Annotated in this window: 18 protein-coding genes; 10 read left to right on the top strand and 8 right to left on the bottom strand. The window is 51.1% G+C overall.

Annotation, left to right across the window (positions count from 1 at the left end; genetic code table 11):
* Nucleotides 1-4 precede the first annotated feature (4 nt).
* Nucleotides 5-1,324: a TldD/PmbA family protein gene (locus BQ7483_RS16890; protein ID WP_072546689.1), complete on the top strand. Its 1,320-nt coding sequence runs from the start codon at nucleotides 5-7 to the stop codon at nucleotides 1,322-1,324.
* A gap of 1 nt (nucleotide 1,325) precedes the next feature.
* Here BQ7483_RS16890 and BQ7483_RS16895 read toward each other — a convergent pair whose 3' ends face one another.
* The 4 genes from BQ7483_RS16895 to BQ7483_RS16910 form a co-directional block, all read right to left on the bottom strand.
* Entirely contained in the window at nucleotides 1,326-2,348 is a 1,023-nt protein-coding gene (locus tag BQ7483_RS16895; protein WP_072546690.1) for a GNAT family N-acetyltransferase, read from the bottom strand.
* 15 nt (nucleotides 2,349-2,363) lie between these two features.
* A complete protein-coding gene (locus BQ7483_RS16900; protein WP_072546691.1) occupies nucleotides 2,364-3,281 on the bottom strand; it encodes a DUF2156 domain-containing protein in 918 nt (305 codons plus the stop codon).
* A 111-nt stretch (nucleotides 3,282-3,392) separates the two neighbouring features.
* Nucleotides 3,393-4,088 (bottom strand): LrgB family protein, encoded by a 696-nt coding sequence (locus BQ7483_RS16905; protein ID WP_072546692.1) that lies wholly within the window; start codon nucleotides 4,086-4,088, stop codon nucleotides 3,393-3,395.
* On the bottom strand, nucleotides 4,085-4,423 hold the full coding sequence (locus BQ7483_RS16910; protein ID WP_022019822.1) for a CidA/LrgA family protein: 339 nt from the start codon (nucleotides 4,421-4,423) through the stop codon (nucleotides 4,085-4,087). The genes BQ7483_RS16905 and BQ7483_RS16910 overlap by 4 nt, the downstream gene beginning before the upstream one ends.
* A 278-nt stretch (nucleotides 4,424-4,701) precedes the next feature.
* Here BQ7483_RS16910 and pta point away from each other — a divergent pair, with 278 nt between their 5' ends.
* From pta to BQ7483_RS16925, 3 genes are all read left to right on the top strand, one after another.
* A complete protein-coding gene (pta, locus tag BQ7483_RS16915; RefSeq protein WP_022019823.1) occupies nucleotides 4,702-5,724 on the top strand; it encodes a phosphate acetyltransferase in 1,023 nt (340 codons plus the stop codon).
* Between the two features lie 24 nt (nucleotides 5,725-5,748).
* Nucleotides 5,749-6,951, top strand: a complete 1,203-nt coding sequence (locus BQ7483_RS16920) for an acetate kinase (protein ID WP_072546693.1) — start codon at nucleotides 5,749-5,751, stop codon at nucleotides 6,949-6,951.
* 146 nt (nucleotides 6,952-7,097) lie between these two features.
* Nucleotides 7,098-8,492 (top strand): alkaline phosphatase, encoded by a 1,395-nt coding sequence (locus BQ7483_RS16925; protein ID WP_072546694.1) that lies wholly within the window; start codon nucleotides 7,098-7,100, stop codon nucleotides 8,490-8,492.
* Between the two features lie 76 nt (nucleotides 8,493-8,568).
* Here BQ7483_RS16925 and BQ7483_RS16930 read toward each other — a convergent pair whose 3' ends face one another.
* From BQ7483_RS16930 to BQ7483_RS16940, 3 genes are read right to left on the bottom strand one after another with little or no spacing between them, the layout of a single operon-like run.
* The gene (locus BQ7483_RS16930; RefSeq protein ID WP_022019826.1) at nucleotides 8,569-9,333 is read right to left on the bottom strand and encodes a UDP-2,3-diacylglucosamine diphosphatase; all 765 of its coding nucleotides are present in this window, start codon (nucleotides 9,331-9,333) and stop codon (nucleotides 8,569-8,571) included.
* A 20-nt stretch (nucleotides 9,334-9,353) separates the two neighbouring features.
* Entirely contained in the window at nucleotides 9,354-10,499 is a 1,146-nt protein-coding gene (locus BQ7483_RS16935; RefSeq protein ID WP_022019827.1) for a TlpA disulfide reductase family protein, read from the bottom strand.
* 15 nt (nucleotides 10,500-10,514) lie between these two features.
* Nucleotides 10,515-10,826: a metal-sulfur cluster assembly factor gene (locus BQ7483_RS16940; protein WP_072546793.1), complete on the bottom strand. Its 312-nt coding sequence runs from the start codon at nucleotides 10,824-10,826 to the stop codon at nucleotides 10,515-10,517.
* A 368-nt stretch (nucleotides 10,827-11,194) separates the two neighbouring features.
* On the opposite strand from BQ7483_RS16940, the gene BQ7483_RS16950 reads away from it, so the two are divergent.
* The 6 genes from BQ7483_RS16950 (at nucleotide 11,195) to BQ7483_RS16975 (ending at nucleotide 23,817) form a co-directional block, all read left to right on the top strand.
* Entirely contained in the window at nucleotides 11,195-15,367 is a 4,173-nt protein-coding gene (locus BQ7483_RS16950) for a hybrid sensor histidine kinase/response regulator transcription factor (RefSeq protein WP_072546696.1), read from the top strand.
* 160 nt (nucleotides 15,368-15,527) lie between these two features.
* Nucleotides 15,528-17,642, top strand: a complete 2,115-nt coding sequence (locus tag BQ7483_RS16955; RefSeq protein ID WP_407657235.1) for an alpha-N-acetylglucosaminidase — start codon at nucleotides 15,528-15,530, stop codon at nucleotides 17,640-17,642.
* 21 nt (nucleotides 17,643-17,663) lie between these two features.
* Entirely contained in the window at nucleotides 17,664-18,749 is a 1,086-nt protein-coding gene (locus tag BQ7483_RS16960; RefSeq protein WP_022019831.1) for an acyltransferase family protein, read from the top strand.
* Entirely contained in the window at nucleotides 18,746-21,061 is a 2,316-nt protein-coding gene (locus tag BQ7483_RS16965) for a GH92 family glycosyl hydrolase (protein WP_083535776.1), read from the top strand. The genes BQ7483_RS16960 and BQ7483_RS16965 overlap by 4 nt, the downstream gene beginning before the upstream one ends.
* Nucleotides 21,062-21,124: 63 nt before the next feature.
* A complete protein-coding gene (locus tag BQ7483_RS16970) occupies nucleotides 21,125-22,534 on the top strand; it encodes a glycoside hydrolase family 28 protein (protein WP_022019833.1) in 1,410 nt (469 codons plus the stop codon).
* A 23-nt stretch (nucleotides 22,535-22,557) separates the two neighbouring features.
* Nucleotides 22,558-23,817 (top strand): histidine-type phosphatase, encoded by a 1,260-nt coding sequence (locus BQ7483_RS16975; RefSeq protein WP_072546697.1) that lies wholly within the window; start codon nucleotides 22,558-22,560, stop codon nucleotides 23,815-23,817.
* 85 nt (nucleotides 23,818-23,902) lie between these two features.
* Here the strand turns inward: BQ7483_RS16975 and BQ7483_RS16980 are convergent, their stop codons facing one another.
* Complete coding sequence (locus BQ7483_RS16980; RefSeq protein WP_022019835.1) at nucleotides 23,903-24,445, bottom strand: hypothetical protein; 543 nt, start codon at nucleotides 24,443-24,445, stop codon at nucleotides 23,903-23,905.
* Nucleotides 24,446-24,454: the final 9 nt, after the last annotated feature.

The following is a 24,454-nucleotide window of genomic DNA, read 5'->3' on the forward strand; positions in this document are numbered from 1 at the left end:
GACTATGATAACAGACAATAATAAGAAACTGGCACAATGGGCGTTGGATTTTGCTCTGAAGAATGGTTGCCAGGCAGCCAAGCTGGTGTTGTATGCCAACTCCAATACGTCGTTCGATCTGCGCAATGCACAGATGGACAAGCTGCAGCAGGCTTCGGAAAGCGGGCTGACCATCAATCTTTATGTAGACGGGCGTTACGGCAGCTATTCGACCAACCGTCTGGACAAGAAAGAGCTCGAAACTTTCATCCGTAACGGCATTGAGTCGACCCGCTATCTGGCGGTAGACGAGGCACGTGTCTTGCCCGACCCTTCACGTTACTATAAAGGAGGCAAGCCCGACTTGCAACTGTTCGATGAGAAGGGACGGAAGGTAGGTCCCGACGACAAGGTGGCAATTGCCCGTGCGGCAGCCGAGGAGGTGATGGGCAAGGACGAACGCATCATCTCGGTCGACACGTCTTTCAGTGATGGCGAGAGTGCCTCTTATCGCTTGACGAGCAATGGTTTCGAAGGGGAGGAACGCTCTACCTGGTATTCTGTCTCGGCCAGTGTATCCATCAAAGGAGAGGGCGAGGCGCGTCCTTCGGATATGTGGTATGACTCCGCTCTGTTTTATGACAAGCTGCAGAAAACGGGTGTCGGGCAAAAGGCTTTGGAACGCGTTCTTCGAAAGCTGGGACAGAGAAAAGCTGCTTCGGGCAAGTATACGTTAATTGTCGATTCGCTGAACTCCAGCCGTCTGCTCAGCCCTCTGCTCAGTGCCTTGTATGGTTTGTCTCTCCAGCAGCACAATTCTTTCCTGCTCGACAAGTTGAATACGAAGGTCGGGGCCGATTGTCTGACACTGACGGACGAACCCCATCTGATAGGTGCCAATGGTGCCGGGTATTTTGATGCGGAGGGAGTGGCTACCGAACGTCGTCCCATCTTCGATCAAGGCATTCTGAAGACTTATTTTATTGATACTTACAATTCGAAAAAAATGGGAGTGCCGCCTACCATCAGTTCACCGTCTGTATTGGTTATGGCGCCGGGTGAAAAGAGTTTGGATGAACTGTTGGCCGGTGTCGGGAAGGGCATTCTGGTAACGGGCTTCAATGGAGGAAACTGTAATAGTACGACGGGTGACTTCTCGTATGGCATTGAAGGCTTCCTGGTAGAAGACGGACGGATGGTGCAGCCGGTCAACGAAATGAATGTGACGGGCAATATGCTGACCCTGTGGCAGTCATTGGCGGCCGTGGGGAATGATCCTCGTCTGTCTTCGTCGTGGCGTATTCCTTCGCTGCTGTTTGAAGGTGTGGACTTCAGCGGCTTGTAATTCAGTTGAGCATCAGGCTCATGTAGGGGTGTTGGGGAACCAGTATCTTTGCGGTGAGCTCTCCGATAGTAAGTGCCAGATGGCTGACAGGCAGCCGTTTGGCACTTTTCATGCAATGCCCGTTGTTCAGATAGTAGTAACCCGTGTTGGCTTGCAGCTGTTCGTCGGTCAAAACCAGATTCCATTCAGTCTCTGGATAAGCGGCTGCGTAGAGTTGGAGCATGGCATGGGCGTCAATGATGCGGGCCATACCCAATCTTTCACTCTTTTCTTTTTCCTGGACGGGATGGAGCAGACGGAGGGTGTCTTGCTGAGTCGTCTGGCAGATACGTTGCAGCAGATTTTGGGCCTCTTGCTCCGAATTGGCCAATAGTTCGCCGATCCACCATTCTCCTTCTTTAGCTGGATAAGCGAAGGCCAGGGCAACGGGTTCCTGCTGGAGGGTATGATAAAGGGTATAGATGTGACCACCGCTTAGTTGCAGGTCGGCCAGGATGACTTTAAGGTCTGCTGCTGTATGTTGAATGCAGCAGGGGCGTTGGTGCATTCTTTGTTCAAAGTAGTCATAGGAAGCGGCCGTCAGCTCATTAGTTACTGTCATTGCATACTCTGATGATAGCTCGTAGTCTGCTGTTTGGTGAAAGATTGTTGTTTGATAATGGAAGGCTGTCGTATATCCGCTTTGGGCGTAATAGTCAAACAGCCATGGTTCGGCCGGAATGAGTGTGGATAGCAAGATACCTTTCTGATGCATCTTGCCAAAGGACTCGGCCAACAGCTCGCGCATCACCCCTTTATTGCGGAAGTCCGGATGGGTACAAGCCCCTGAAACATAAGACGTAGCAATCGTTTTACCACAATAGGTCATGGGGTAGGGTAGCATTTGCAAGGCTGCAATGACCAGATCTCCGCTTTGGATGGCAATATTGACCTCGTTGTTGTATCTCATTTGGAAATACAGGTCGGTAAAGGCTGGACTGTCATGGAAACAGAGTTTCCAAAGTTTTCTGACTTTTTCTTTCATAATGTTTGCGAATAGCTACCATTTGATAGGCTCTACAGGTTCATCGCGTAGGCAGGCAACATATTTTTCCAAAATAATGGCAGGTTGGTAGGATAGCTTTGCCTTACGCAATCCTTCGATGCCCAAGTCTTCCTCCCGATTGATATAGACATATTGTTCGGGAATGTGGTTGGCAAATTCATAGTTGATCATTGCGTATGCCCCTTCGATGCGTGTGTCGGCCTTTTCTACATGTACACCAAAGGTGTCTTGGTTAATAGGCATGCCGAAGGTAAAGGCGGCGATACGTCCATCTACGTGAAGGATACCGCCTGTCAGTCCTAATTCATCGAAGTGGTGCAGTGCGTAGACCAATGCCCGTCGTTCGTTGCCCGTTCCTTCGTGCTGGTCGCAATGGTTGGCTTTACACCACTCGGCTTCCAGTTCAAGGCATTCTTGAATGCGGTCGGGCGTGATGGGCGTATATTCGTAGTTGGGGTAGGTACGCTTAAACTTGTTGACATGATTACGTTTGGGTTGCAGCTTTTTGCCAGCCAAGGTCGCCAGGTCGGTTCGCAGATATAGGTAGTCGGCATAGTCACGGTCGGCCGTGAACTGAAATCTGCCGGGCATGAACGCTTCCAGTTCGGCACACATATCTGTGCAGATGCCCAATAGGCAGAAAGGAGCACGTTCGTCGTGGGCGTCCTGTATCATCGCTTCCAAGACTTTGTTCAGGTTGCCTTCTCCGATGGGCATCATATAAACCAGTTCGCCTTCGGCCCAGAACTTCAGTAGCAGGTAACCGTCCAATACGGCGAATTGGGTATTGTACAGAAAGCGCCAGCTGCATAGGTTGGAGAACGACAGGTCACAATTACGCCTCTTGCTGTGTAAGGTAAAGGAGGTGATCAGCGCCTTGTCTTTCAGCTCAATGTCTTTGAATGCTATCATATCATCGTATTTCCTAATAGAGTGGGCAAAGATACAAAAAGATAAGGCATAGACAAATGAAATAAGTGGCTTTCAATTTGTCTATGCCTAATGGCTTTTGCATGAACATGTTTAAAGCAATCCTAATAATCTTAGGATGGTTGGAGTAAACAATGCTGTAAATATACCGTTCAGTGTCAGTCCCAAGCTGGCAAAAGCACCATATTTCCTGCTGACGTCCATCGCGGTCGAGGTCCCTACGGCATGAGCAGCAGTGCCCAGTGACAACCCTTGGGCCATCGGACTGCCGATATGGGTCAGTCGCATGGTCTTGAATCCCAGGATGCCTCCCAGGAGACCTACGCATACGACGACGGCTGCTGTCAACGAGGGAATACCACCCAGTGATTGGGTTACTTCCATGGCTATGGGAGTGGTAACCGATTTGGGAGCCAGCGAATAGATGATTTCGTCGGACGCTCCCATCCACTTGGCTATCAGTACGACAGAAGCGACTCCGACGATGCAGCCGGCCAGCTGGGACAATAGGATGGGGAGCAATTGTTTTTTGATGGTTTCCAGTTGGAGGTACAGGGGTACGCCCAAGGCGACTACTGCCGGCTTCAGCCAAAATTCGATGAGGTGTCCTCCTTCATTATAAGTTTCATAGCTCACTCCAGTCATTTTCAGAAACAGGATAAGCAGAGCGATGGTAAGCAGAATGGGGTTGAGCAACATAATACCCGTCTTTTTCTGCAGGAGCTTGGCCAGGAAGAATATGCCGAAAGTGATGGCCAGCAGGAAGAATTCGTTTTCTAAGAAGTTCATTTGATTTTACGTGCTAATTGGTGAACCCATCCGGTGACTACAATAACCAATAAAGTACTGATGAGCGAAGCGGTGACGATGGGCCAGAATTCAGCCGCTATGACGTCGAAGTACAGCATCAGTGCCACGCCGGGCGGCACGAAGAAAAAGCCGAGGTTGGCAACCAGGAAGTCGGACATTCCTTGCACCCAGTGCAGTTTGATCCAACCCAATTTCAGAAACAGGGTGAGCAATAGCATGCCGATGATGCTCGACGGCAGTTTGATGCCTGTTAGCCAGACAATCAGTTCACCCAAAGCCAGACATCCGAAAAGGATGGCGCATTGACGAATCATAATCCTAAAAACTAAATATCCTAAAATACCTTTTTGAAAACGGGTGCAAAGGTAGTTATAATGTTTATAGGGTGTAGCGTTTTCAGGGAGTTTTTGTCGTATTTGTGAGTTACGGTAGGAAGTTCGTTTTTTTAATGGAAGGATAGTGTTAAATATTATAATATTTGTCATTCACGTCGCAAAAATCCGCGTATTTGCAATGTTGAAGTTGCAAAATTGTGTATTTTTGCAACGTGATAAACACGTATTGTCAAGTCTTTAACACAATCTTATATATCATGCAAAGATTAATTAATGAAATTCTCGAACGTGCCAAGGCTGATCGCCAACGTATCGTTCTTCCTGAAGGTACGGAAGAGCGTACCTTGAAAGCTGCCAATCAGATTCTGACTGACGGAATTGCCGATTTAATCCTTTTAGGTAATCCTGATGAAATCCATGCTTGTGCCAAAGAATGGGGATTGGGTAATATCAACAAGGCTACCATCATTGATCCTGCCAATCATCCGAAGCAGGAGGAATATGCACAGCTCTTGTATGAATTGCGCAAGAAAAAAGGCATGACGATTGAAGAAGCCCGTAAGCTGGTGTTGAATCCTTTGTATCTGGGTTGCCTGATTATCAAGAGTGGTGATGCCGACGGCCAGTTGGCGGGTGCTCGCAATACGACTGGTGATGTTTTGCGTCCGGCTTTGCAGATTATCAAGACGGCTCCGGGCATCACTTGTGTTTCAGGTGCTATGCTGTTGCTGACTCATGCTCCTGAATATGGAAAGAATGGCATTTTAGTGATGGGAGACGTTGCTGTAACTCCGGTACCTGACGCTTCTCAGTTGGCTCAGATTGCCGTATGTACGGCTCGTACGGCTCATGCAGTGGCTGGGCTTGATCCGAAGGTGGCCATGTTGAGCTTCTCTACCAAGGGCTCTGCCAAGCACGAAGTGGTAGATAAAGTTGTTGAGGCCTTGAAGATTGCTAAGGAAATGGCTCCTGATATTGCAATTGACGGTGAATTGCAGGCCGATGCCGCTTTGGTTCCTGAAGTAGGCGCCAGCAAGGCTCCGGGCTCTGCCATAGCCGGACATGCCAATGTCTTGATTGTACCCAGTCTGGAAGTCGGAAACATCTCTTACAAACTGGTTCAGCGTTTGGGACATGCCGATGCCGTAGGCCCGATTCTGCAAGGTATTGCCCGTCCGGTAAATGACCTTTCACGTGGTTGTTCCATCGAAGACGTTTATCGCATGATTGCCATTACGGCCAATCAGGCTATCGCCGCGAAAGCCAATGCCAATAAATGATTAACCTTAAATAAGAGTAAGATTATGAAAGTCTTAGTATTGAACTGTGGTAGTTCATCTATCAAATATAAGTTGTTCGACATGGACCACAAGGCAGTCATTGCCCAAGGTGGTATCGAAAAGATTGGCTTGCCCGATTCTTTCCTGAAGCTGACGTTGCCAAACGGTGAGAAGAAAATCCTTGAAAAGAATATTCCCGAGCATACAGTGGGTGTGGAATTTATCTTGAACACCCTTGTCTCTCCTGAATATGGTGCCATTAAGTCGCTGGACGAAATCAATGCCGTAGGTCATCGTATGGTCCATGGTGGTGAGAAGTTCAGTGAATCGGTCTTGCTGACCAAGGAAGTGCTCGATGCCTTTACGGCCTGCAACGACCTGGCTCCGCTTCACAATCCGGCCAACCTGAAAGGTGTCCGTGCCATTGAGGCTATCCTGCCGAATGTGCCTCAGATTGGAGTCTTCGATACGGCTTTCCATCAGACGATGCCCGACTATGCCTATATGTATGCCGTTCCCTACGAATTGTACGAGAAGTATGGTGTACGTCGCTATGGCTTCCACGGAACTTCCCACCGTTATGTTTCAAAACGTGTATGCGAGTTTCTGGGTATCCAGCCCGAAGGTACGAAAATCATTACCTGCCACATCGGTAACGGAGGTTCCATTTCGGCTATTAAGGATGGTAAGTGTGTAGATACCAGTATGGGTCTTACTCCGCTCGAAGGTCTGATGATGGGCACGCGCAGTGGCGACATTGACGGTGGTGCCGTGACGTTCATCATGGAGAAGGAACACTTGGACGCTGCCGGTGTATCCAGTCTGCTCAATAAGAAGAGCGGTGTACTGGGTATCTTCGGCAAATCGAGCGACATGCGCGACTTGGAGAATGCAGTGGCTGCCGGTGATCCGAAAGCTGTTCTGGCTGAGAATATGTACTTCTATCGTATCAAGAAATATATCGGTGCATACGCTGCCGCCTTGGGTGGTGTGGATGTGATTGTCTTCACTGGTGGTGTAGGCGAGAACCAGGCATCTGCCCGTTGGGGTGCTTGCTCCGGTTTGGAATTCATGGGCGTTAAGCTCGATGCCGAGAAAAACAAGGTGCGTGGCGAAGAAGCTGTCATCTCTACTGATGATTCGAAGGTGAAAGTGGTTGTCATTCCTACTGATGAGGAACTGATGATTGCTTCTGATACGATGGCTATCCTGAATAAGAAAGCTTGATTGTCAGCCTGGAAAATATGTAAAAGCCCTGAACGCAATGCGTTTCAGGGCTTTTTTTAACGCAATCTTAATGTTTCCTTGTGGGCTTTTCACTATATTTGCCCCAATGTAAAAGCCATGAATATTCATTAAATAGAGGATTTATTATGAAAAGACTGACTTATTTGTTACTTTTTGTCCTGATGGCAGGGATGACCTATGCCCAGCAGGCCAAGTACGTTTTCTTCTTTATCGGCGACGGTATGGGAGTCAATCAAGTGAATACAACGGAAATGTTTCGTGCCGAGATGGAGGATGGCCGCATCGGTACGCAGAAACTGCTGTTCGGATCTTTTCCGGCTGCAGGTATCGCCACGTCCTATTCGGCCAGCAATTCGGTAACCGACTCTTCGGCTGGCGGAACGGCTTTGGCCACCGGCTCGAAAACCTACAATGGCGCCATTGGCGTGGATGTCAACAAGGAAGCTTTGGAGAGTGTAGCCTATCTGGCTAAGAAGAGCGGCAAAAAGGTGGGAATTGCTACTACCGTCAGTGTGGATCATGCTACGCCGGCAGCCTTCTATGCCCATCAGCCTAATCGTAATATGTATTATGAGATTGCTTTGGAACTTCCCAAGAGCGGTTTCGACTTTTTTGCTGGTGCAGGTTTCTTGAAGCCTTCCACAACGTTTGACAAGAAAGAGGCTCCTTCTATTTATCCCATGATAGAAGAAGCGGGTTATACCATTGCCCGTGGTCTGAAGGAATATAAAGAGAAGGCCGCTACCGCCGATAAGATGGTGCTGCTGCAAGATGAAGGTGCTTCTGCCAGTTGTCTGCCCTATGCTATCGACCGCAAAGAAGACGACTTGACATTGGCTCAAATCACGGAAAGTGCCATTGACTTCCTGACGAAAGATAACAAGAAGGGATTTTTCCTGATGCTTGAGGGAGGAAAGATTGACTGGGCTTGCCATAGCAATGATCCGGGTACGATGGTAAAGGAAGTGATTGACATGGACAATGCCATCCGTGTAGCTTATGAATTCTACAAGAAGCATCCGAAAGAAACGCTGATTGTAGTTTCTGCCGACCACGAAACAGGCGGTTTGGGTATGGGTACCGGAACGTATACGCTGAACTTGAAGGCGCTCGATTGCCAAAAGCAGTCGGTTGAGGCTTTGTCCCGTCGCATCACTGACCTGCGCCGCAACGAGCATGCTTCTTGGGAGCAGGTTAAGGAACTTCTGTCTGATACAATGGGCTTCTGGAGCAAGCTGCCTTTGACATGGGAACAGGAACGTTCGCTGCGCGATGCATATGAAACTTCTTTCGTAAAGAACAAGGTGGCTTTCAAGGAAACGCTCTATGCCAAGACCGAGCCGCTGGCTGTAACTGCTAACGATGTAATGAGTCAGATTGCTCGCATCGGATGGACCAGCAGTAGCCATACGGCTGAATATGTTCCTGTCTATGCCGTTGGTGCAGGTTCTGACTTGTTTATGGGCAAGATGGACAATACGGACATTCCGAAGCGTATTGCCAAGGCGGGAAGATATTGATTTAGGTATTAAGATTAGATATTAAGTATTAGGCATAAGGTGTGAAGTACAAGTTTCACACCTTATGCCTAATATTTTATAATTGTGTTTCTCCCTCAATGTAGTTTTCCAGAAAGAGATGTTCGCCGTCGAATACGGCATAGGAGAAGCAATTGATCCAGTCACCCAAAATGATGATACGTGAGTTGGCGTTCAGCATCAAGTCCAGCTCGATGTGGCGGTGCCCATAGATGAAGAAGTTGATGTTCGGGTGGCTTTTAAGGTAATCTTTGGTGTAGAGCACCAATGGCTCCTCGTTTTCTCCCATATAGTCCGGTTCCTTGCCGTCAATCCGCTTCAGGCGGCTGTGCTTGGCCCATGTCAGTCCCAGTTCCACACTCCAGCGGGGGTGAAGCGCGGAGAACAGGGTTTGCAACGTGTGGCTGTGGAAGACGGCACGCAGGAACTTGAACTTGCGGTCGGGGTCGCCCAGCCCGTCACCGTGAGCTAGATAGAACTCCTTGCCATGGATTTCTGTGGTCAGCGGTTCGCGGTGCAGGATGACGCCGCATTCCTTCGTCAGGTAGTCGCCACACCAGATGTCATGGTTGCCCGTAAAGAAATGTACTTCCACTCCGAGGTCCGTCAGTTCGGACAGTTTGCCCAGAAAGCGTGTGTAGCCTTTGGGCACCACCAGCTTGAATTCATACCAGAAGTCGAACATGTCGCCCAGCAGGTAGACGGCCGAGGCCTTGTGCTTGATGCTGTCCAGAAAGTTCACCAGACGGCGTTCTTGCGTACGTCCGTGCTCGATGGCACGCGAACCCAGATGGGCGTCGGAGAGGAAATATACATTCTTCATAAGGCGTATTCGTTAGATTTTTATTTGAACAGTTCGTCCAGATATTTATAGAAGGCGGGATCTTCGCCTATCACAATCTTCGCCACCTTGCCTTCGGGATCGATGACAATCTTGGTGGGATAGCCTTGTATGCCATATTTTACCGTGATGTCTGTCTCGTCCGTATTCCGTACGTGGAGCCAGGGAAGTTCGTATTTCTCTACTGCGGCTTTCCATTTCTCTTCCGTGTCGCGGCAGTCCACGCCCAGTATTTCCATGCGGTCCTTATACTTTTCGTAGTATTTCTTCATGTCGGGGACGCCTTTGATGCACCAGCCGCACCAGCTTCCCCAGAAGTCCAGCACGACATACTTGCCGCGCAGGGACGACAGGGTGAGGTCTTTGCCCTGGAGGTCCTTCAGTGTGAAGTCGGGGGCCACGGCTCCTTCGACCATATTCTTGCGTGCTTCTTCGCGGGCTTTCTGCTGGGCGATGGCTCCTTTCATGGCCTTGTAGAGGGGAGCCATCGGACCGTTCTGTGCCTTCTTGCCGATGAGGTCGAGCAGGTCGCCAGCTTCTTTGCCCAAGTCGGATAGCAGATAGACAGAGATGTCTTCGTCAGGATGCTGGCGGATGTAGTCTTCCTTCACCTTTTTCATGTCGGCATTGATCGGCTCATAGATTTGACGCAGGGAATCAAGGCGTTCGGGTGTCAGTGTACCATCACTTTGCATACCCATGATGACTTGCGTTATCTCGTGCATCTTGTCCTCATGAGGCTTGCACAGGGCGCGCACTTTTTCATAAGCCTGGTGGAAGGCGTTCCCTTTCATGTGATACTCATCCATCGAACCGCTCAGTTCTACCGTTTCGCCGGGGAAGGCGACAACTCCCATGCTTTTCCGCAGCAGTTTCATGGGAGTGCCGTTGCGGGGTTTGGCGTAGAAGTAGACTTCCATCGGTACGCTGTCGTTCTCCAGTTGGCAGGTAAACTTGCCTTCTTGCAGGGCGACGGTGTCCGTGTTCAGTGTCCGTCGGCTCAGGTCCGATACGGCAAAATAGTTCACAATCAGGGTGTCGCTCTCCATGCCGGTCAGTGTGCCGGTGATGGTTGTTTGCTTCTGTGCGGGCTGGCAGGCGCATAGCAGGGCCGTGCAGGCCAGCAGGCTGAATTGTTTCTTGTTCATGGTATGTCGTTTTGGTTATAAGAATCCCAGTTCCAGTTTGGCTTCCTCGCTCATCATGTCCTTGTCCCATTCGGGTTCGAAGACCAGGTTGATGGTGGCCGAGGCCACGCCATCGATGCTTTCTATCTTCTGGCGGATGTCCTCCATGATGAAGTCGGCCGCCGGGCAGTTGGGCGCCGTCAGCGTCATGTCGATGCTGACGTTGAAGTCGTCCGTCACGTCTATCTTGTAAATCAGGCCCAGGTCGTATACGTTGACGGGTATTTCGGGGTCGTACACGGTCTTGAGCATCGCTACGATCTTTTCTTCTATTTCAAATTTTGTCATCATGTTGTTTACAATTCTTGTTTCAGAAGCAAAGCTAAGGTTTTTTTGTGAAACTACCAAAAGGGGAGCGTGTCGGGATGGCAGGAAAACATTGCTTTTTGTGTCGGAAAACATTGCTTCTTTCGAGTGGGGACATTGCTTGTTTTGAGGCAGAACATTGCATCTTTTTGGCGTGTACAGGGTCAGGATGGTACGAAAGGTGTCGTTTCCATACGGGACAAGAAGATTTTTAGATGGCGGAATGGTGGTTTTTCTGTTAAAAAAACTATTTTTGCAACATTGAATAAAGATGAATCCCTGAAACGATGGATACTATACGCACACAGAATGTCTGGCCTTGTATGGGCGGAAGCAGAGACCTTGACACCATGAAACTACGACTGCTGCTTCTTCCTCTTGTCCTGCTGCTTGGTCGGCAGGTCCTTCTTGCGCAAAGCGAGGACCGCTTTTTCAGCCAATACAATTTTTATTATATCACCGAAACGGCGGGAATGCCCCATAGCTTTGTGGATGACATCATCTGCGATTCCGACGGGTTTATTTGGGTGGCCACGCACAACGGTATTGGGCGTTATGACGGCTATCGGGTGACGGCCATTCATTCGCAGACGGCTCCGCTGGGATTGAAGAATGACTTCGTGCATACGTTGTGTGAGGACAGCTTCAAACGGCTGTGGGTAGGGTCGGAAGGCGGACTGGAAATTATCAATCTGGATACGTATACCAAGGAGGAGCTGTTTGCCGATGCCGAAGAAGAGTTGGAAGCGTTGTCCGGTGGGTACATCCATCGGATATATAAAGACGAGTCGGGCGACATGTGGATTTCTTGTAACAACAATGTGTGGTGCATCGAGTTGGACAAAAAAGGGAATATCCGTGGATATTATTGTCTGGAAAAGTTTTGCCAGTCGCCAGTGCGAGCTATAGAAGGCGTCGGACAAGAAATTTGTGCCGGACTGGACAATCGGATTTGTGTGTTGAAGAAGAAAGGAGAACATCGGCTTCAGGTCTCTTCGCTGTCCGACAGCCTGAAGCCTTATTCGGAAGACTGGCGGATATCCTGTATGCAGACGGACGGCGACTGGTTGTGGATAGGTACCAATAGGGGGTTGTTCAAGTATAACGGCAAGACCGAGGAGATGAAACGCTATCGTTATTCTACCCATCGGTCTGGCATGCTGAGCCAGGCATATATTACCGACATCAAGCTGACGGAGCGTGGTTCGCTGATCGTATCGACATTGAACGGTGTGAACGTGTATCATCGCGACACCGATACTTTCTCTTTTATTCGCCAGAGCGGCTCTCAAGACGAGGTTACCCTCAACTGTAATGCTATCAACTGCATCTGTACGATGGGCGAAACCATTTGGCTGGGAACGGAAACAGGTGGCGTGAACCTGCTGTCACCCAAACGTTTGCAGACGGAGTTCTGGACCTGTCCGACGATGAACCAGAGTGTCAAGTCGCCCGTCAATGCCATTGCTGAAGATTCGTTGGGCCATCTTTGGATGGGCGTGGTGGAGCGTGGTTTGGTGAAATGGAATCCCGAGGAGAATACGTGCGACCACTATTCTTTCTCGCCGGGCGATGTTACCTCCTTGAGTAACAATACAATCAGTGGGCTTCTGCTGGATTCGGACCAGCATCTTTGGGCTTATACCTGGGGCGTCGGCATCAATGAGTTCGACCTGAACGTGCCGGGTAACAGGCGTTTCAAGCGTTATACGCGCGAGGAGATTCCGACGCTGGAGGGCGATTTCATCAACAGTGCCTGTGAAGACCGGCTGAATGGAGGTATCTGGTTCGGATCTACCCGTGGAGTACTGTTTTTCAACAAGGCGCAGGGTACGTTTACACGGGTATTGTTCGACGGGCTGGACAATGAGTTTGAGGCAATTTATGCCCTGACGGTAGACCACAAGAAACGCCTGTGGATAGGAACGACTCAAGGTGTAGTCGTGGTAGACTTGCTGTCGTTCGCCCGTTCGCACAGACGCTTCAAATATACTTATCTGAAATACAAGCTGGACGATCCGTCTTCGATGAAGATGGAGAAAATATCGTGTATTCTTGAGGATGAACATGGTACCCTTTGGCTGGGTGGAAACGGTAGTGGATTGTATCGCCTGACGGATGATGAGGACGGTCGTTTTCGTTTTGTTAACTATACTGTCCGCGACGGTTTGGCAGACAATACTGTTATGGGAATGGCTTCAGACGGGAAGGGGCATCTGTGGTTGGTGACCGATGATGGCCTTTCCAAGCTGGATGTGGGTACCATGACATTTGCCAACTTCAGTCGGGATGACGGTCTGCCTTTCACCCAATTCTATTGGAACGGTATCCACTATTCGCCGAAGCGCGACTTGATTTTTCTGGCTACCAATGCCGGTATGCTGGTGTTACATGCCGAAGACAAGGCTATGGCGGGTGTGAAACCGGTGGTGAAGTTGTCATCGCTTACGATAGCCGGCAATGCCGTTTATCCTTCCAGCGGCGATTATCTGGAAGAGAGCATCCAGCAGGCTTCGTCCATCACTCTGCACGAGAAGGACAGTCGCTTCACGCTGGAACTGACTACGTGCAATTATGGTAACAATACCCGTATTCGCTTTGCTTACCGTATGAAAGGATACGAAGAAGAATGGAACGAAACAAAGCCGGGCGATAACCTCGTGCGGTATACGGCTGTTCCTCCAGGCAGATATATCCTTCAGATTCGGGCTACCGACGAGACAGGACGCTGGTCGGACCAGCTGACCGAGTTGCAGGTTCGCATTGTCCCCTATTTCTATAAGTCGGTGTGGTTCTATCTGTTACTGCTGGTATTGGGATGTGTCGGTGTGTGGATCTTGTACCGGCGGAAGATTAACCGTTATCGCCAGCAGCGTGCCATTCTGGAGAAGAAGGTAGAAGAACGCACACAGGAACTGGCCGTTCAGAACAAGCAGCTGGAAGTAATGGCCCAGCATGTTAAGGAGGTTACCGAAGAGAAGATCGCTTTCTTTACCAACATTACACACGAGTTCCGTACCCCAGTCACACTGATTCACGGCCCGATAGAACATGCGTTGAAGGAGGTGCAGGACGAGGAAGTACGCACCCAGCTTCAGATAGCCGAACGCAATTCGAGCTACCTGCTCTCGCTGGTGAACGAGCTGATGGATTTCCGCAAGTTGGACATGGATAAGGTGGCCTTGGACCGCAGGCCCTGCCATCTGGTGAAGTTCCTTACCGAACTGCTCTTGCCTTTCCAGGTCTTCGCCAGGGAACGGGGCATCGACATCCGCCTGTATTGTCACATGGCGACTCCTTGTGTTCTTCTGGATACGGCTTATATGAGGAAAGCGTTGGTCAACCTGGTAGCCAATGCCGTCAAGTTCACCCCCGACAACGGGCATATTTGCGTTTATGCCGCTTCCCTGGGTGGCGGTGAAGAGGGTGGTCGTCAGTTGTATATCGATGTCTTCGATACGGGGTATGGTATTGTGGAAGGAGACCAGGATCGTATCTTCGACCGTTTCTTCCAGTCGAAGAAGAGTGATGCACATCCTGTGTTCGGACAGAGCGGTACCGGCATCGGACTGTTCCTGTGCCGAAGAATCGTGGAGTTGCACGGAGGCAGCGTCTATGCGCGCAACAATCATGGGAAAGGAGCTTCTTTCCGCATTCTGATGCCTTGGCTGGCTTGCGAATGTGAGCCCGACGTCAACGAAGCTTCGACGGTGGACGGTGGGGCAGAAGCCCTTCCGCCCAAGATGGAAGAAGGCGGGTCACGGCGGGCCAACATTCTGGTGGTGGAAGACAACGCCGACATGCGTGCCTATATCGCTTCCTTGCTTTCCAAAGACTACCGAATGCTGGAAGCCTCCAATGGCGAGGAAGCCTTGCAGGTGGTGCAGAAGCATCATGTAGATTTGATTGTCAGTGACCTGATGATGCCGGTAATGGACGGTATGGAACTGTCGCGTCGGATCAAGGAAAATCTGTCTACTTCCCACATCCCCATCTTGATGCTGACAGCCATTTCTTCCCAGGTGCAGGAAAAGAAAAGTTTTGAAATTGGTGTCGACGAGTATCTGTGCAAGCCCTTCGATGAAGAAATTCTCTTGCTTCGCATACGCAATATGCTGAAGCTGAGGGACCAGTATCGGAAGCGTTTCTCGGCTAGCAACGATGTGGGTGAGCTGCACATCAAGGAGGAATCCCGCGACCAGCAGTTCATATCGAAGGCCCTCGGCCTGATGAAGCAGCACTTTGCCGATTCGGAGTATAATCTGGAGTGTTTCGTACGCGACATGGGTTATAGCAAGACCTTGGTGAACAGCAAAATGCAGGCCTTGGCGGGTCAGTCCATCGGCCAGTTCATGAAGAGCTATCGGTTGAATGTGGCCCAGCGTATGTTGCAGGAGGGAAATGGCAGTGCCAATGTTTCGGAAGTTGCCTATGCGATAGGTTTCAACGATCCCAAGTATTTCACGAAATGCTTCAAGGAGTTCTTCGGTTATCTGCCGAGCGAGGTATTTAAGAAAAAGTAGGATTATTCCGTCTGAACTTCACTATATTCTGCCCAAAGTTTTCTATTTTCCACTTGTAGGGAGAGGAAAGTGCTTACTTTTGTTGCGTAGAAACTTTTTTAATAATATCATGAAGAGAAAGAGACGGTTTATTTTTACTATTCTATTGTTTTTTATTTCGATGGGTGCCGCTTGGGCTAATCCGATAGACGGTTTGTTGGAGCGGATAGACAAGGGTGCTTCTCGTAAGTTTGTCATCGAGTTGAAGAAAGGCGACAAGGACTTCTTTGAACTGGATCAGAAAGGTTCGAAGGTCGTGGTGCGCGGCAATACCTATGTCAATATCGCAACCGGACTTAACTGGTATCTGAAATATTACGCCGGTATCCAGTTGTCTTGGAACGGTATGCAGGCCAAGTTGCCCGATGTGCTTCCTCCGGTCAGCCAGCCTCTGCGTAAAGAGACAGACTTGCGTTTGCGTTATGATTTCAATTATTGTACTTATTCCTATACCATGGCGTTTTGGGATTGGGAGCGTTGGGAAAAGGAGATCGACTGGATGGCTTTGCACGGCATCAACCTGCCGCTCGCTGCTGTCGGCATGGAATGTGTGTGGCGTAACATGCTGTTGAAGCTGGGCTATAGCAGCGATGAAGTGAACCGTTTCATTGCCGGTCCTGCTTTCCTGGCCTGGTGGGCTATGAACAACCTGGAAGGTTGGGGCGGTCCCAATCCCGACAGTTGGTATACTCAGCAGGAAGCCTTGCAGAAGAAAATCCTGAAGCGGATGAAAGAATACGGCATCAAGCCGGTCTTCCCCGGTTATAGCGGCATGGTACCCCATGATGCTGATGAGAAGCTGGGCCTGGATATCGAGAAACCGGAATTGTGGAACGGCTTTGTCCGTCCTGCCTTCCTGCAGCCTACCGATCCTCGTTACAGCGAAATCGCTTCTCTATATTATAGTGAGCAGCAGAAACTTTATGGCAAGGCCGACTATTATTCGATGGACCCCTTCCACGAATTGTCGAATGCCGACGAGGTAGACTTTGATGCGGCTGGCAAGGCAGTGATGGCCGAAATGAAGAAGGTGAACCCAAAGGCCGTTTGGGTGGTACAGGGTTGGACGGAAAATCCGCGTCCCGAAATGATGAAGAACCTGAAGAATGGTGATTTGTTGATACTCGATCTCTTCAGCGAATGTCGTCCCATGTGGGGTATCCCCTCCATCTGGAAGCGTGACAACGGCTATGAACAGCACGACTGGCTGTTCTGTATGCTCGAGAACTTCGGGGGAAATGTCGGTCTGCATGGCCGTATGGACCAGTTGCTGAATAACTTCTATCTGACCAAGAACAATCCCCTGGCTGCTCATCTGAAGGGCATTGGCCTGACGATGGAAGGCTCGGAAAACAATCCGGTAATGTTCGAATTGATGTGCGAATTGCCTTGGCATCCCGAGAAGTTTACCAAGGAAGCTTGGCTCAAGGATTACCTCTTTGCCCGCTATGGCGTGCGCGATGCCAAGATCGAGCAGGCTTGGACCATTCTTGCCAACGGCATTTATAATTGTCCTTTCGGCAACAACCAGCAGGGAACTCATGAATCCATCTTCTGTGGACGCCCCACACTGAACAATTTCCAGGCTAGCAGCTGGTCGAAGATGCAGAACTATTACGATCCCACCACCACAGCCCAGGCGGCTGCCCTGATGGTGGAAGTGGCCGACAAGTATCGGGGTAACAATAATTTTGAATACGATTTGGTCGATATCGTCCGCCAGTCCATTTCCGATGAAGCACGTATCGTTTACAACCGTACGGTGGCCGATTTCAAGAGCTTCGACAAGAAGAGCTTTGCCCGTGACTCCAAACGCTTCCTCGATCTGTTGTTGATGCAGGACAGCCTGCTGGCTACCCGTAGCGAGTTCCGCGTAGGCCGCTGGATACAGCAGGCCCGCAAGCTGGGAACTACGCCTGAAGAGAAGGACCTCTATGAGTGGAATGCTCGCGTACAGATTACGACCTGGGGCAACCGCACCTGTGCCGACGACGGTGGCTTGCGTGATTATGCCCACAAGGAATGGAACGGTCTCTTGCGTGACTTCTATTACAAGCGCTGGGCAGCCTATTGGCAGACATTGCAGGACCAGCTGGACGGCAAGCCCGAAGTGAAGCTCGATTATTATGCCATGGAAGAGCCTTGGACGCTGGCCAAGAATCCTTATACGGCCGAGCCCGAAGGCGATTGCATCGAAATGTCGAAGAAAGCTATCAAACTGGTATTGAACGACTGATGAAGAAGGAAGGGAGGAACCATGACTGAAGTATTGGTTAAGAAGAGATTGTTGTCGCTCGATGTCTTGCGGGGCATTACTGTGGCTGGCATGATTGTAGTGAACAATGCGGGAGGCCCCTTGTCTTACGACTCGCTGCGCCACTCGGCCTGGAATGGCATGACGCCTTGCGACCTGGTATTTCCTTTCTTCCTGTTCATTATGGGTATTTCCACCTATATCGCGCTTCGCAAGTTTCGTTTTGAACCATCCGGACCAGTTGTTCGGAAAATCTTGAAACGTACCTTGCTGATATTGCTGATAGGCATTGCCATCCATTGGTTCGAATATATTTGTAAGGGTGATTTCTTTCCTTTTGCTCATCTGAGGTTGACAGGTGTCTTGCAGCGTATTGCCCTCTGTTATTGTGCGGCTTCTTTCCTGGCTTTGTACATGCCCCATAAATGGTTAGGCTGGTTGGCCGGCGTCATATTGGCCGGTTATGGTATCTTCCTGTTGTCGGCCAACGGGTACGCTCCCGACGAGACCAACCTGCTTTCGGTCATCGACCGTGCCGTGTTGGGTGCCGACCATTTGTATCTGAAGAGTCCCATCGATCCCGAAGGCCTGTTCAGCACCTTGCCTTCCATTGCCCATACCCTGATAGGCTTTTGTTGCGGGCGTCTGATTATGGAGGCTGATACGTTGGACAAGAAGATTGTCGGCTTGTTTGTGACCGGCTTCCTGCTGATGTCGGTCGGTTTCCTGCTGACGGAGGCTTTGCCGTTGAACAAGCGCATCTGGTCGCCCACGTTTGCTCTGACCACCTGCGGACTGGCTGCCATGTTGCAGGCTACATTGATGTATTTCATCGATTTCAAGGGCAAACGGAACTGGTGCCGTTGCTTTGAAGTATTCGGGGTGAATCCATTGTTCCTCTATGTGCTGAGCGAGGTGCTGGCCATCGTTATTGGGGCTACAGGCATCAAACCTCCTATTTATGAAGCCATCCACTCGCTGGTAGCCAATCCTTATCTGGCTTCTGCCGTCTATTCCCTGTTGTTTGTCGGCTTGATGGCAGCTGCCGGTTATCCGTTGTATAAGAAGAAAATATATATCAAATTATGAGATGGTCCGTATTCATTGCTATAGGTTTGTCTGCATGCAGCCTTTGTTGTGGCGTAGGATGTACCGATGCACCGGCCGGGGTATCGCGACTGTCGTATGTAGATACGCGGGTGGGTACGGCGCCCAGTACGACGCGGACAGCCGGCATGTTCGGTAAGAATACCGAAGAGTACGGGCAGACCTTGCCGGCTGTACTCGAGCCCAATGGCATGAATTTCTGGACACCTCAGACCCGTGATTCCGAAGAGAAGTGCATTGCCCCCTATTACTATCGTGACAGCCTGTTCCAGGGGTTCCGCAATTCCCATTGGATTGTAGGTGGCTGTACCCAGGACTACGGCTCCATGACGCTGATGCCGTTGTCTGGCACCTTGCGTTGCCAGGCCGGGGAGCGTGCCACCCGTTTCTCCCATGCGGATGAAGTGGCTACACCGGCCTATTATGCGGTCTCCCTGCCCGATGAGGGTATTCGGGCGGAACTGACAGCCCGTTCGCGTTCGGCTATCTTCCGCTTTACCTATCGGCAGGCCGGCAAGGCCTATCTGGTGGTGACCCCTAACAGTGACGAAGGGCAGGGTTTCGTGTGCATCGATACGGTGAACAATCGTATTTATGGTTATAATCCTGTTCACCGCATCTATCAGGGCTGGGGACAACCGGCAGGATTCAGTGGACATTTTGTCGTAGAATTCCAGAAGAAAATCAGTGGTTATGGAACCTTCTCTGCTGATTCGCTGTTCGAGGCTGTGTCGCAGCAGACTGGTTGTTCGGCTGTCGGTGCCTATGTGGCTTTTGATGTCACTGCCGGTGAGGAAGTGCTGGTGAAGGCAGCGTCTTCTTTCGTGGATGCCGACGGAGCGCAACGCAACCTGCTGTCGGAGATTCCTCACTGGGATTTTGAGCAGACCCGTCACGAACTGACTGATATCTGGGAACGGCGTTTCAGCCTCATTCAGGTGGAGAGTGACGACCGGGAAGCCTTGTCCAAGTTCTACGGTGCTTTCTATCGGGCCAGCTTCCTGCCGCGTACATACAACGATGTGGACGGTCGTTATCCGGCTTTTGCTACCGGGAAGCCGGTGATGCAGCTGGCCGAAGGACAGACATATTACGATGATTACAGCCTGTGGGACACGTACCGTGCCCTGCATCCGTTGGTCAATCTGATTACTCCGCAGCGGGGCGGTGAAATGATGCAGTCGCTGGTACGCAAGTACGAACAAGGCGGCTGGATGCCCATTTTCCCTTGTTGGAACAGTTATACGTCGGCCATGATTGGCGATCACGGAACAGCCGCTTTGGCCGACGCTTGGATAAAGGGAATTACAAACTTTGACATGGAAAAAGCCTACGAAGGCATGCGTAAGAACGCTTTTGATCGTCCGGCCACTTTGGAGGAATACCGGAATGGTATGGGGCGACGGGCCCTCGATTCGTATGTCAAGTATGGCTATATTCCGTTGGAGGACAGTGTGCCCGATGCATTCCATACCTGTGAGCAGGTATCGCGTACCCTGGAATATGCCTACGATGACTTTGCGTTGGCCCAGGTGGCTGGCGTTTTGGGAAAGACGGACGACTGCCGGGCTTTGATGGAACGTGCCCGCAATTATCGGAACGTTATCGATCCCCGTACCGGTTATGCCCAAGGGCGTCATGCTGATGGTACGTTCCTGAACGACGACAATGCCTTCCGTTTCACCCGCTTCATTACCGAGGGAGCCCCTTGTCATTACACCTGGTATGTGCCGCAGGATCCCTATGGCCTGATGGCATTGATGGGTGGTCGGGAAGTTTATGCTGCCAAGCTCGATTCCATGTTTACCGAGGGACGCTATTGGCATGGTAATGAGCCTTGCCATCAGGTGGCCTTTATGTTCAACTATGCCGGACAGCCGTGGAAGACACAGCAGGCTGTGCGCCACATTCTGGATACGGAATACCACAATACGCCCGGCGGTCTGGCTGGCAATGACGATGCAGGTCAGATGTCGGCCTGGTATGTGTTTGCTGCCATGGGCTTCTATCCGGTCTGTCCGGGTACTCCTTATTATATGTTGGCCAGTCCCTCCTTCCCGGTTGTGACGCTGTATCCCGAGGGAGGACATCCGTTTACCGTCAAGGCCAAGGGGGCTTCCGCCCGTAACATCTATATCCAGCGTGCTACGCTGAACGGCCGTCCCTATACGCGGAACTATCTGAATCATGCAGACATTGTGCAGGGCGGTGTCTTGGAGCTGGAGATGGGACCGGAACCTAACCGCGAATGGGGCAGTTCGCCTTCGGATTGTCCGCCAGAAGTAATGGAGTAAATGGATAATTGATAATTGATAATTGGCGATTGGTTATTGACCTTTGAACATTAAATTAACTATATGAATATCAAGAATATTATTTTCGTTTTCTGTTGTTTGTTGCTGACGTCCTGCGGAGGGCAGAAACAGTCGGGCAATGTGTTCAACATCATGGATTTCGGGGCTGTAGGTGATGGAAAGGCCGATGATGCACCGGCTATCCAGGCAGCAGTCGATGCCTGTACAAAAGCCGGTGGCGGCCGGGTATTGGTACCGGCGGGCCATACTTTCCTGTGCAGTCCGTTCAAGCTGGCCTCGTTTGTGGAGTTGCATCTGGAGGCCAATTCGCGTCTGCTGGCCAATCCCGATGAAACCGTCTATACCGAGAGCGCTTTTCGAGAGAACCGGGGCGAAGGCATGATGTGGATCAGCGGAAAGAATCTGAAGCAGGTTTTCATCACCGGCACAGGTACCATCGACGGCAACGGCGTGGCCTTTATGGGCAAGGAACTGGAAGACTCGTACGAACTGAAGCCCGTGACCGACTTCGATCCCCGTCCGCATGTGTTGACGCTGGAAGCCATCGACCGTCTGGTTATTCGGGATGTCACCATCTGCAACAGTCCCTATTGGACCGTCCATCTCATCGGTTGCAAGGATGCGGTCATCGACGGCATCAGCATCCGCAACAACCTGAAGATACGCAACGGCGACGGCATTGACGTAGACCATTCCCGTCATGTACGCATTGCCAACTGTTACATCGAGTCGGGCGACGACTGTATCTGTCTGAAGAACCGGCGCGAGTTCGAGGAATATGGCTCCTGCGAGGACATTGTGGTGACAAACTGTACCATGGTTTCGCGTTCATGTGCCATCAAGATAGGTTCCGAGAATATGGATGTCATCAACAACGTCCTGTTCAACAACTGCATCGTCCGTGACAGTAACCGGGGTATCGGCATCCAGAACCGTGACGAAGGAACCGTGACGAATGTCGTATTCGACAACATGATTGTCGATTGCCGTCTGTGGTCGGATGTGTGGTGGGGCAAGGCCGAACCCATTTACGTCACTTCCTATCCGCGTGCCGTGGGCAACCATAAGGATGCCGGCTGGCGTTTCCCCAAGGGCGCTACCGAAGGCCGTTGTGGGGAGGTGAGCCGCATCTGGTTCTCCAATGTGAAGTGCATCAGCGAGAACGGTATCTTTGTCGGCGGGGATGTTCCCGGTAAGGTGAACCACATCTATTTCGATGACATCAATCTTCAGTTGTTGAAGCGTACGGACTATCCGGGCGGTGTCTACGACAAGCGTCCATGCGACGGTGAAGGCTTTGTGAACGATAAGGTCTACGGCTTCTATATCGATACCGCCAGTGATATTTTCATCAACTGTCCCCGTCTGACGTGGGGTGATACCCGTCCGATAGCTGCTTCCGGCGAGTTGCTGAAGCAGAAGGCTTCGACGAATGTCGTGGTGGCCCAATGAAAATCTTAAATGCTTGAACCGTTATGAACAGAATAGCTCTCTTTTTATGTATATGCGTGTGTGCGGTGGCTACTGCCACCGCTCAGCTGAGGCCCACGGAAGAAGAACTGGGCAGTATCTATTTTGCCTATCCGGCACCAGCCGTCAGCCAGACACCGGCCCCTGCGGGATTTGAACCGTTCTACATCTCGCACTACGGCCGTCATGGCTCACGTTGGCGTACCGATGATGCCCATTACAAGGTAGTGGTCGATGCTTTCGATTCGTTGGCTGTGGCACAGGCTCTCACTCCGTTGGGCGAGGATGTTCGCGGGCGTTTGCATCGGGTGTGGGAAGACGCCCGTGGCCGTAGCGGCAACATCACGCCGCTGGGCGAACGTCAGCATCACGACATTGCCTGCCGCATGTTTGCCTCGTTCCCGTCGGTCTTTGCTGACAGTGCCTTGGTGGATGCCCGCTCGTCCACATCGCTCCGCTGTGCCATGAGTATGAGTTATTTCACCGAGGCTTTGAAGGAGCAGAATCCCCGCTTGCGTGTCAGCCGTCGGGCTTATCAGAGTTATATGGACTATATTGCCCATACTTCGTCCCAGGCAGAGGCTTTCTGTTCCGATACGGCATCCTGGCGTGCGGACTTCCGCCGTTTCGAACAGGAGCAGATACAGCCGGAACGTTTTGTGAAAGCTCTGGTTGCTCCAGCCGTGCCTCTGACTTACGCGCAGCAACGGAAGTTGATGGAAGATATCTATTGGATTGCCATCGACATGCAGAATTGCGACCATCTGAAGGGAGTCGTTTTTTTTGATCTCTTTACCTATGATGAACTGATGTCGTTGTGGAAGGTGGTGAATGCCCGCATGTACGTGTGCAATGCCGCCGCTCCGCTCAACGGGGGATTGATGCCCCGTCAGGCAGCGCCTTTGCTGCGAAACATCGTCGAGAGTGCTGATAAGGCCATCGCCGGAGGCAAGCCGTGTGCCGACCTGCGTTTCGGGCACGATACCCATCTCATCCGGTTGCTTGCCCTGATGGGAGTGGAAGGTTGTGAGGGTCGTGAGGCGGATATCGAGAAGTTCCATCTGGCTTGGCAGGACTACCGCGTTTCGCCGATGGCTGCCAACCTGCAGCTTGTCTTTTTCCGCAATGAGGCGGGCGATGTGCTGGTGAAGCTGCTTCACAACGAGCGTGAAGTGCATCTGCCTCTTGTTGCCGTCGAAGGGCCTTATTATGATTGGAAGGAGTTGCGCCGTTATTTTATGGGATTGCTGGACGGCGTTGACTGATTTTTCGTTTGACAGGCACGGATGGTACGGGCCTTTTCACAGGGAGTCTTCTTCTGTGTGTTTCCGTGCCATCCGCGCTTGTTTTTTATTGTTTGATTTCCACCCGCCAGTTTATTTCCAACGGATTGTTCTGCATGCTCCATACGAGGGGCAGGGAGGGATTGTCCAGAATCCACATTTCTCCGCCTTCCAGGGTGTCGCGCACATGCAGCAGGGCGAAGCCTGCGGCCCGTTCGTTACTGTCCAGCAGCTCATATTCCGTGTGGTTATAGGCGAAGCGTTGTCGTGCCTTGAGGCTGCGGTAGGCTTCCTGCGACAAGAGGTAGGCCGTCTGGTCGTCGGGCAGCGTGACGTGCCGTTTGTCCTCAGGCATGAGGAAGCTCAGCTGGGTCGCCTTTTGCAGGGCCTGGGGTGTCAGGGTGTACGTGCCTTTCTGCCAGTGCAGGTTGCGCAGAATGCGCCAGTTCAGCACAACAGCGTCATTCTTGGGCGTAAAGGTCATTTCATACTTGCGCGTCTGTCCGTGCAGCTTAAATACGAAGAGCAGCGTGTCGGGCAGCGCGTTCTGGGCGGCTCCTCCCAGGGCAATACACAGGAGGAGCAGAGTCATAGCTATTTTTTGTTTCATATTCCTTTC

It is taken from the genome of Mediterranea massiliensis (assembly GCF_900128475.1).
GTDB lineage: Bacteria > Bacteroidota > Bacteroidia > Bacteroidales > Bacteroidaceae > Bacteroides > Bacteroides massiliensis_E.

What these genes read in the sequence shown, in the direction of transcription:
- BQ7483_RS16890 (WP_072546689.1), top strand. Translation starts at nt 5, where the DNA reads ATGATAACAGACAATAATAAGAAACTGGCACAATGGGCGTTGGATTTT.
- BQ7483_RS16895 (WP_072546690.1), bottom strand. Translation starts at nt 2,348, where the DNA reads ATGAAAGAAAAAGTCAGAAAACTTTGGAAACTCTGTTTCCATGACAGT.
- BQ7483_RS16900 (WP_072546691.1), bottom strand. Translation starts at nt 3,281, where the DNA reads ATGATAGCATTCAAAGACATTGAGCTGAAAGACAAGGCGCTGATCACC.
- BQ7483_RS16905 (WP_072546692.1), bottom strand. Translation starts at nt 4,088, where the DNA reads ATGAACTTCTTAGAAAACGAATTCTTCCTGCTGGCCATCACTTTCGGC.
- BQ7483_RS16910 (WP_022019822.1), bottom strand. Translation starts at nt 4,423, where the DNA reads ATGATTCGTCAATGCGCCATCCTTTTCGGATGTCTGGCTTTGGGTGAA.
- pta (WP_022019823.1), top strand. Translation starts at nt 4,702, where the DNA reads ATGCAAAGATTAATTAATGAAATTCTCGAACGTGCCAAGGCTGATCGC.
- BQ7483_RS16920 (WP_072546693.1), top strand. Translation starts at nt 5,749, where the DNA reads ATGAAAGTCTTAGTATTGAACTGTGGTAGTTCATCTATCAAATATAAG.
- BQ7483_RS16925 (WP_072546694.1), top strand. Translation starts at nt 7,098, where the DNA reads ATGAAAAGACTGACTTATTTGTTACTTTTTGTCCTGATGGCAGGGATG.
- BQ7483_RS16930 (WP_022019826.1), bottom strand. Translation starts at nt 9,333, where the DNA reads ATGAAGAATGTATATTTCCTCTCCGACGCCCATCTGGGTTCGCGTGCC.
- BQ7483_RS16935 (WP_022019827.1), bottom strand. Translation starts at nt 10,499, where the DNA reads ATGAACAAGAAACAATTCAGCCTGCTGGCCTGCACGGCCCTGCTATGC.
- BQ7483_RS16940 (WP_072546793.1), bottom strand. Translation starts at nt 10,826, where the DNA reads ATGACAAAATTTGAAATAGAAGAAAAGATCGTAGCGATGCTCAAGACC.
- BQ7483_RS16950 (WP_072546696.1), top strand. Translation starts at nt 11,195, where the DNA reads ATGAAACTACGACTGCTGCTTCTTCCTCTTGTCCTGCTGCTTGGTCGG.
- BQ7483_RS16955 (WP_407657235.1), top strand. Translation starts at nt 15,528, where the DNA reads ATGGGTGCCGCTTGGGCTAATCCGATAGACGGTTTGTTGGAGCGGATA.
- BQ7483_RS16960 (WP_022019831.1), top strand. Translation starts at nt 17,664, where the DNA reads ATGACTGAAGTATTGGTTAAGAAGAGATTGTTGTCGCTCGATGTCTTG.
- BQ7483_RS16965 (WP_083535776.1), top strand. Translation starts at nt 18,746, where the DNA reads ATGAGATGGTCCGTATTCATTGCTATAGGTTTGTCTGCATGCAGCCTT.
- BQ7483_RS16970 (WP_022019833.1), top strand. Translation starts at nt 21,125, where the DNA reads ATGAATATCAAGAATATTATTTTCGTTTTCTGTTGTTTGTTGCTGACG.
- BQ7483_RS16975 (WP_072546697.1), top strand. Translation starts at nt 22,558, where the DNA reads ATGAACAGAATAGCTCTCTTTTTATGTATATGCGTGTGTGCGGTGGCT.
- BQ7483_RS16980 (WP_022019835.1), bottom strand. Translation starts at nt 24,445, where the DNA reads ATGAAACAAAAAATAGCTATGACTCTGCTCCTCCTGTGTATTGCCCTG.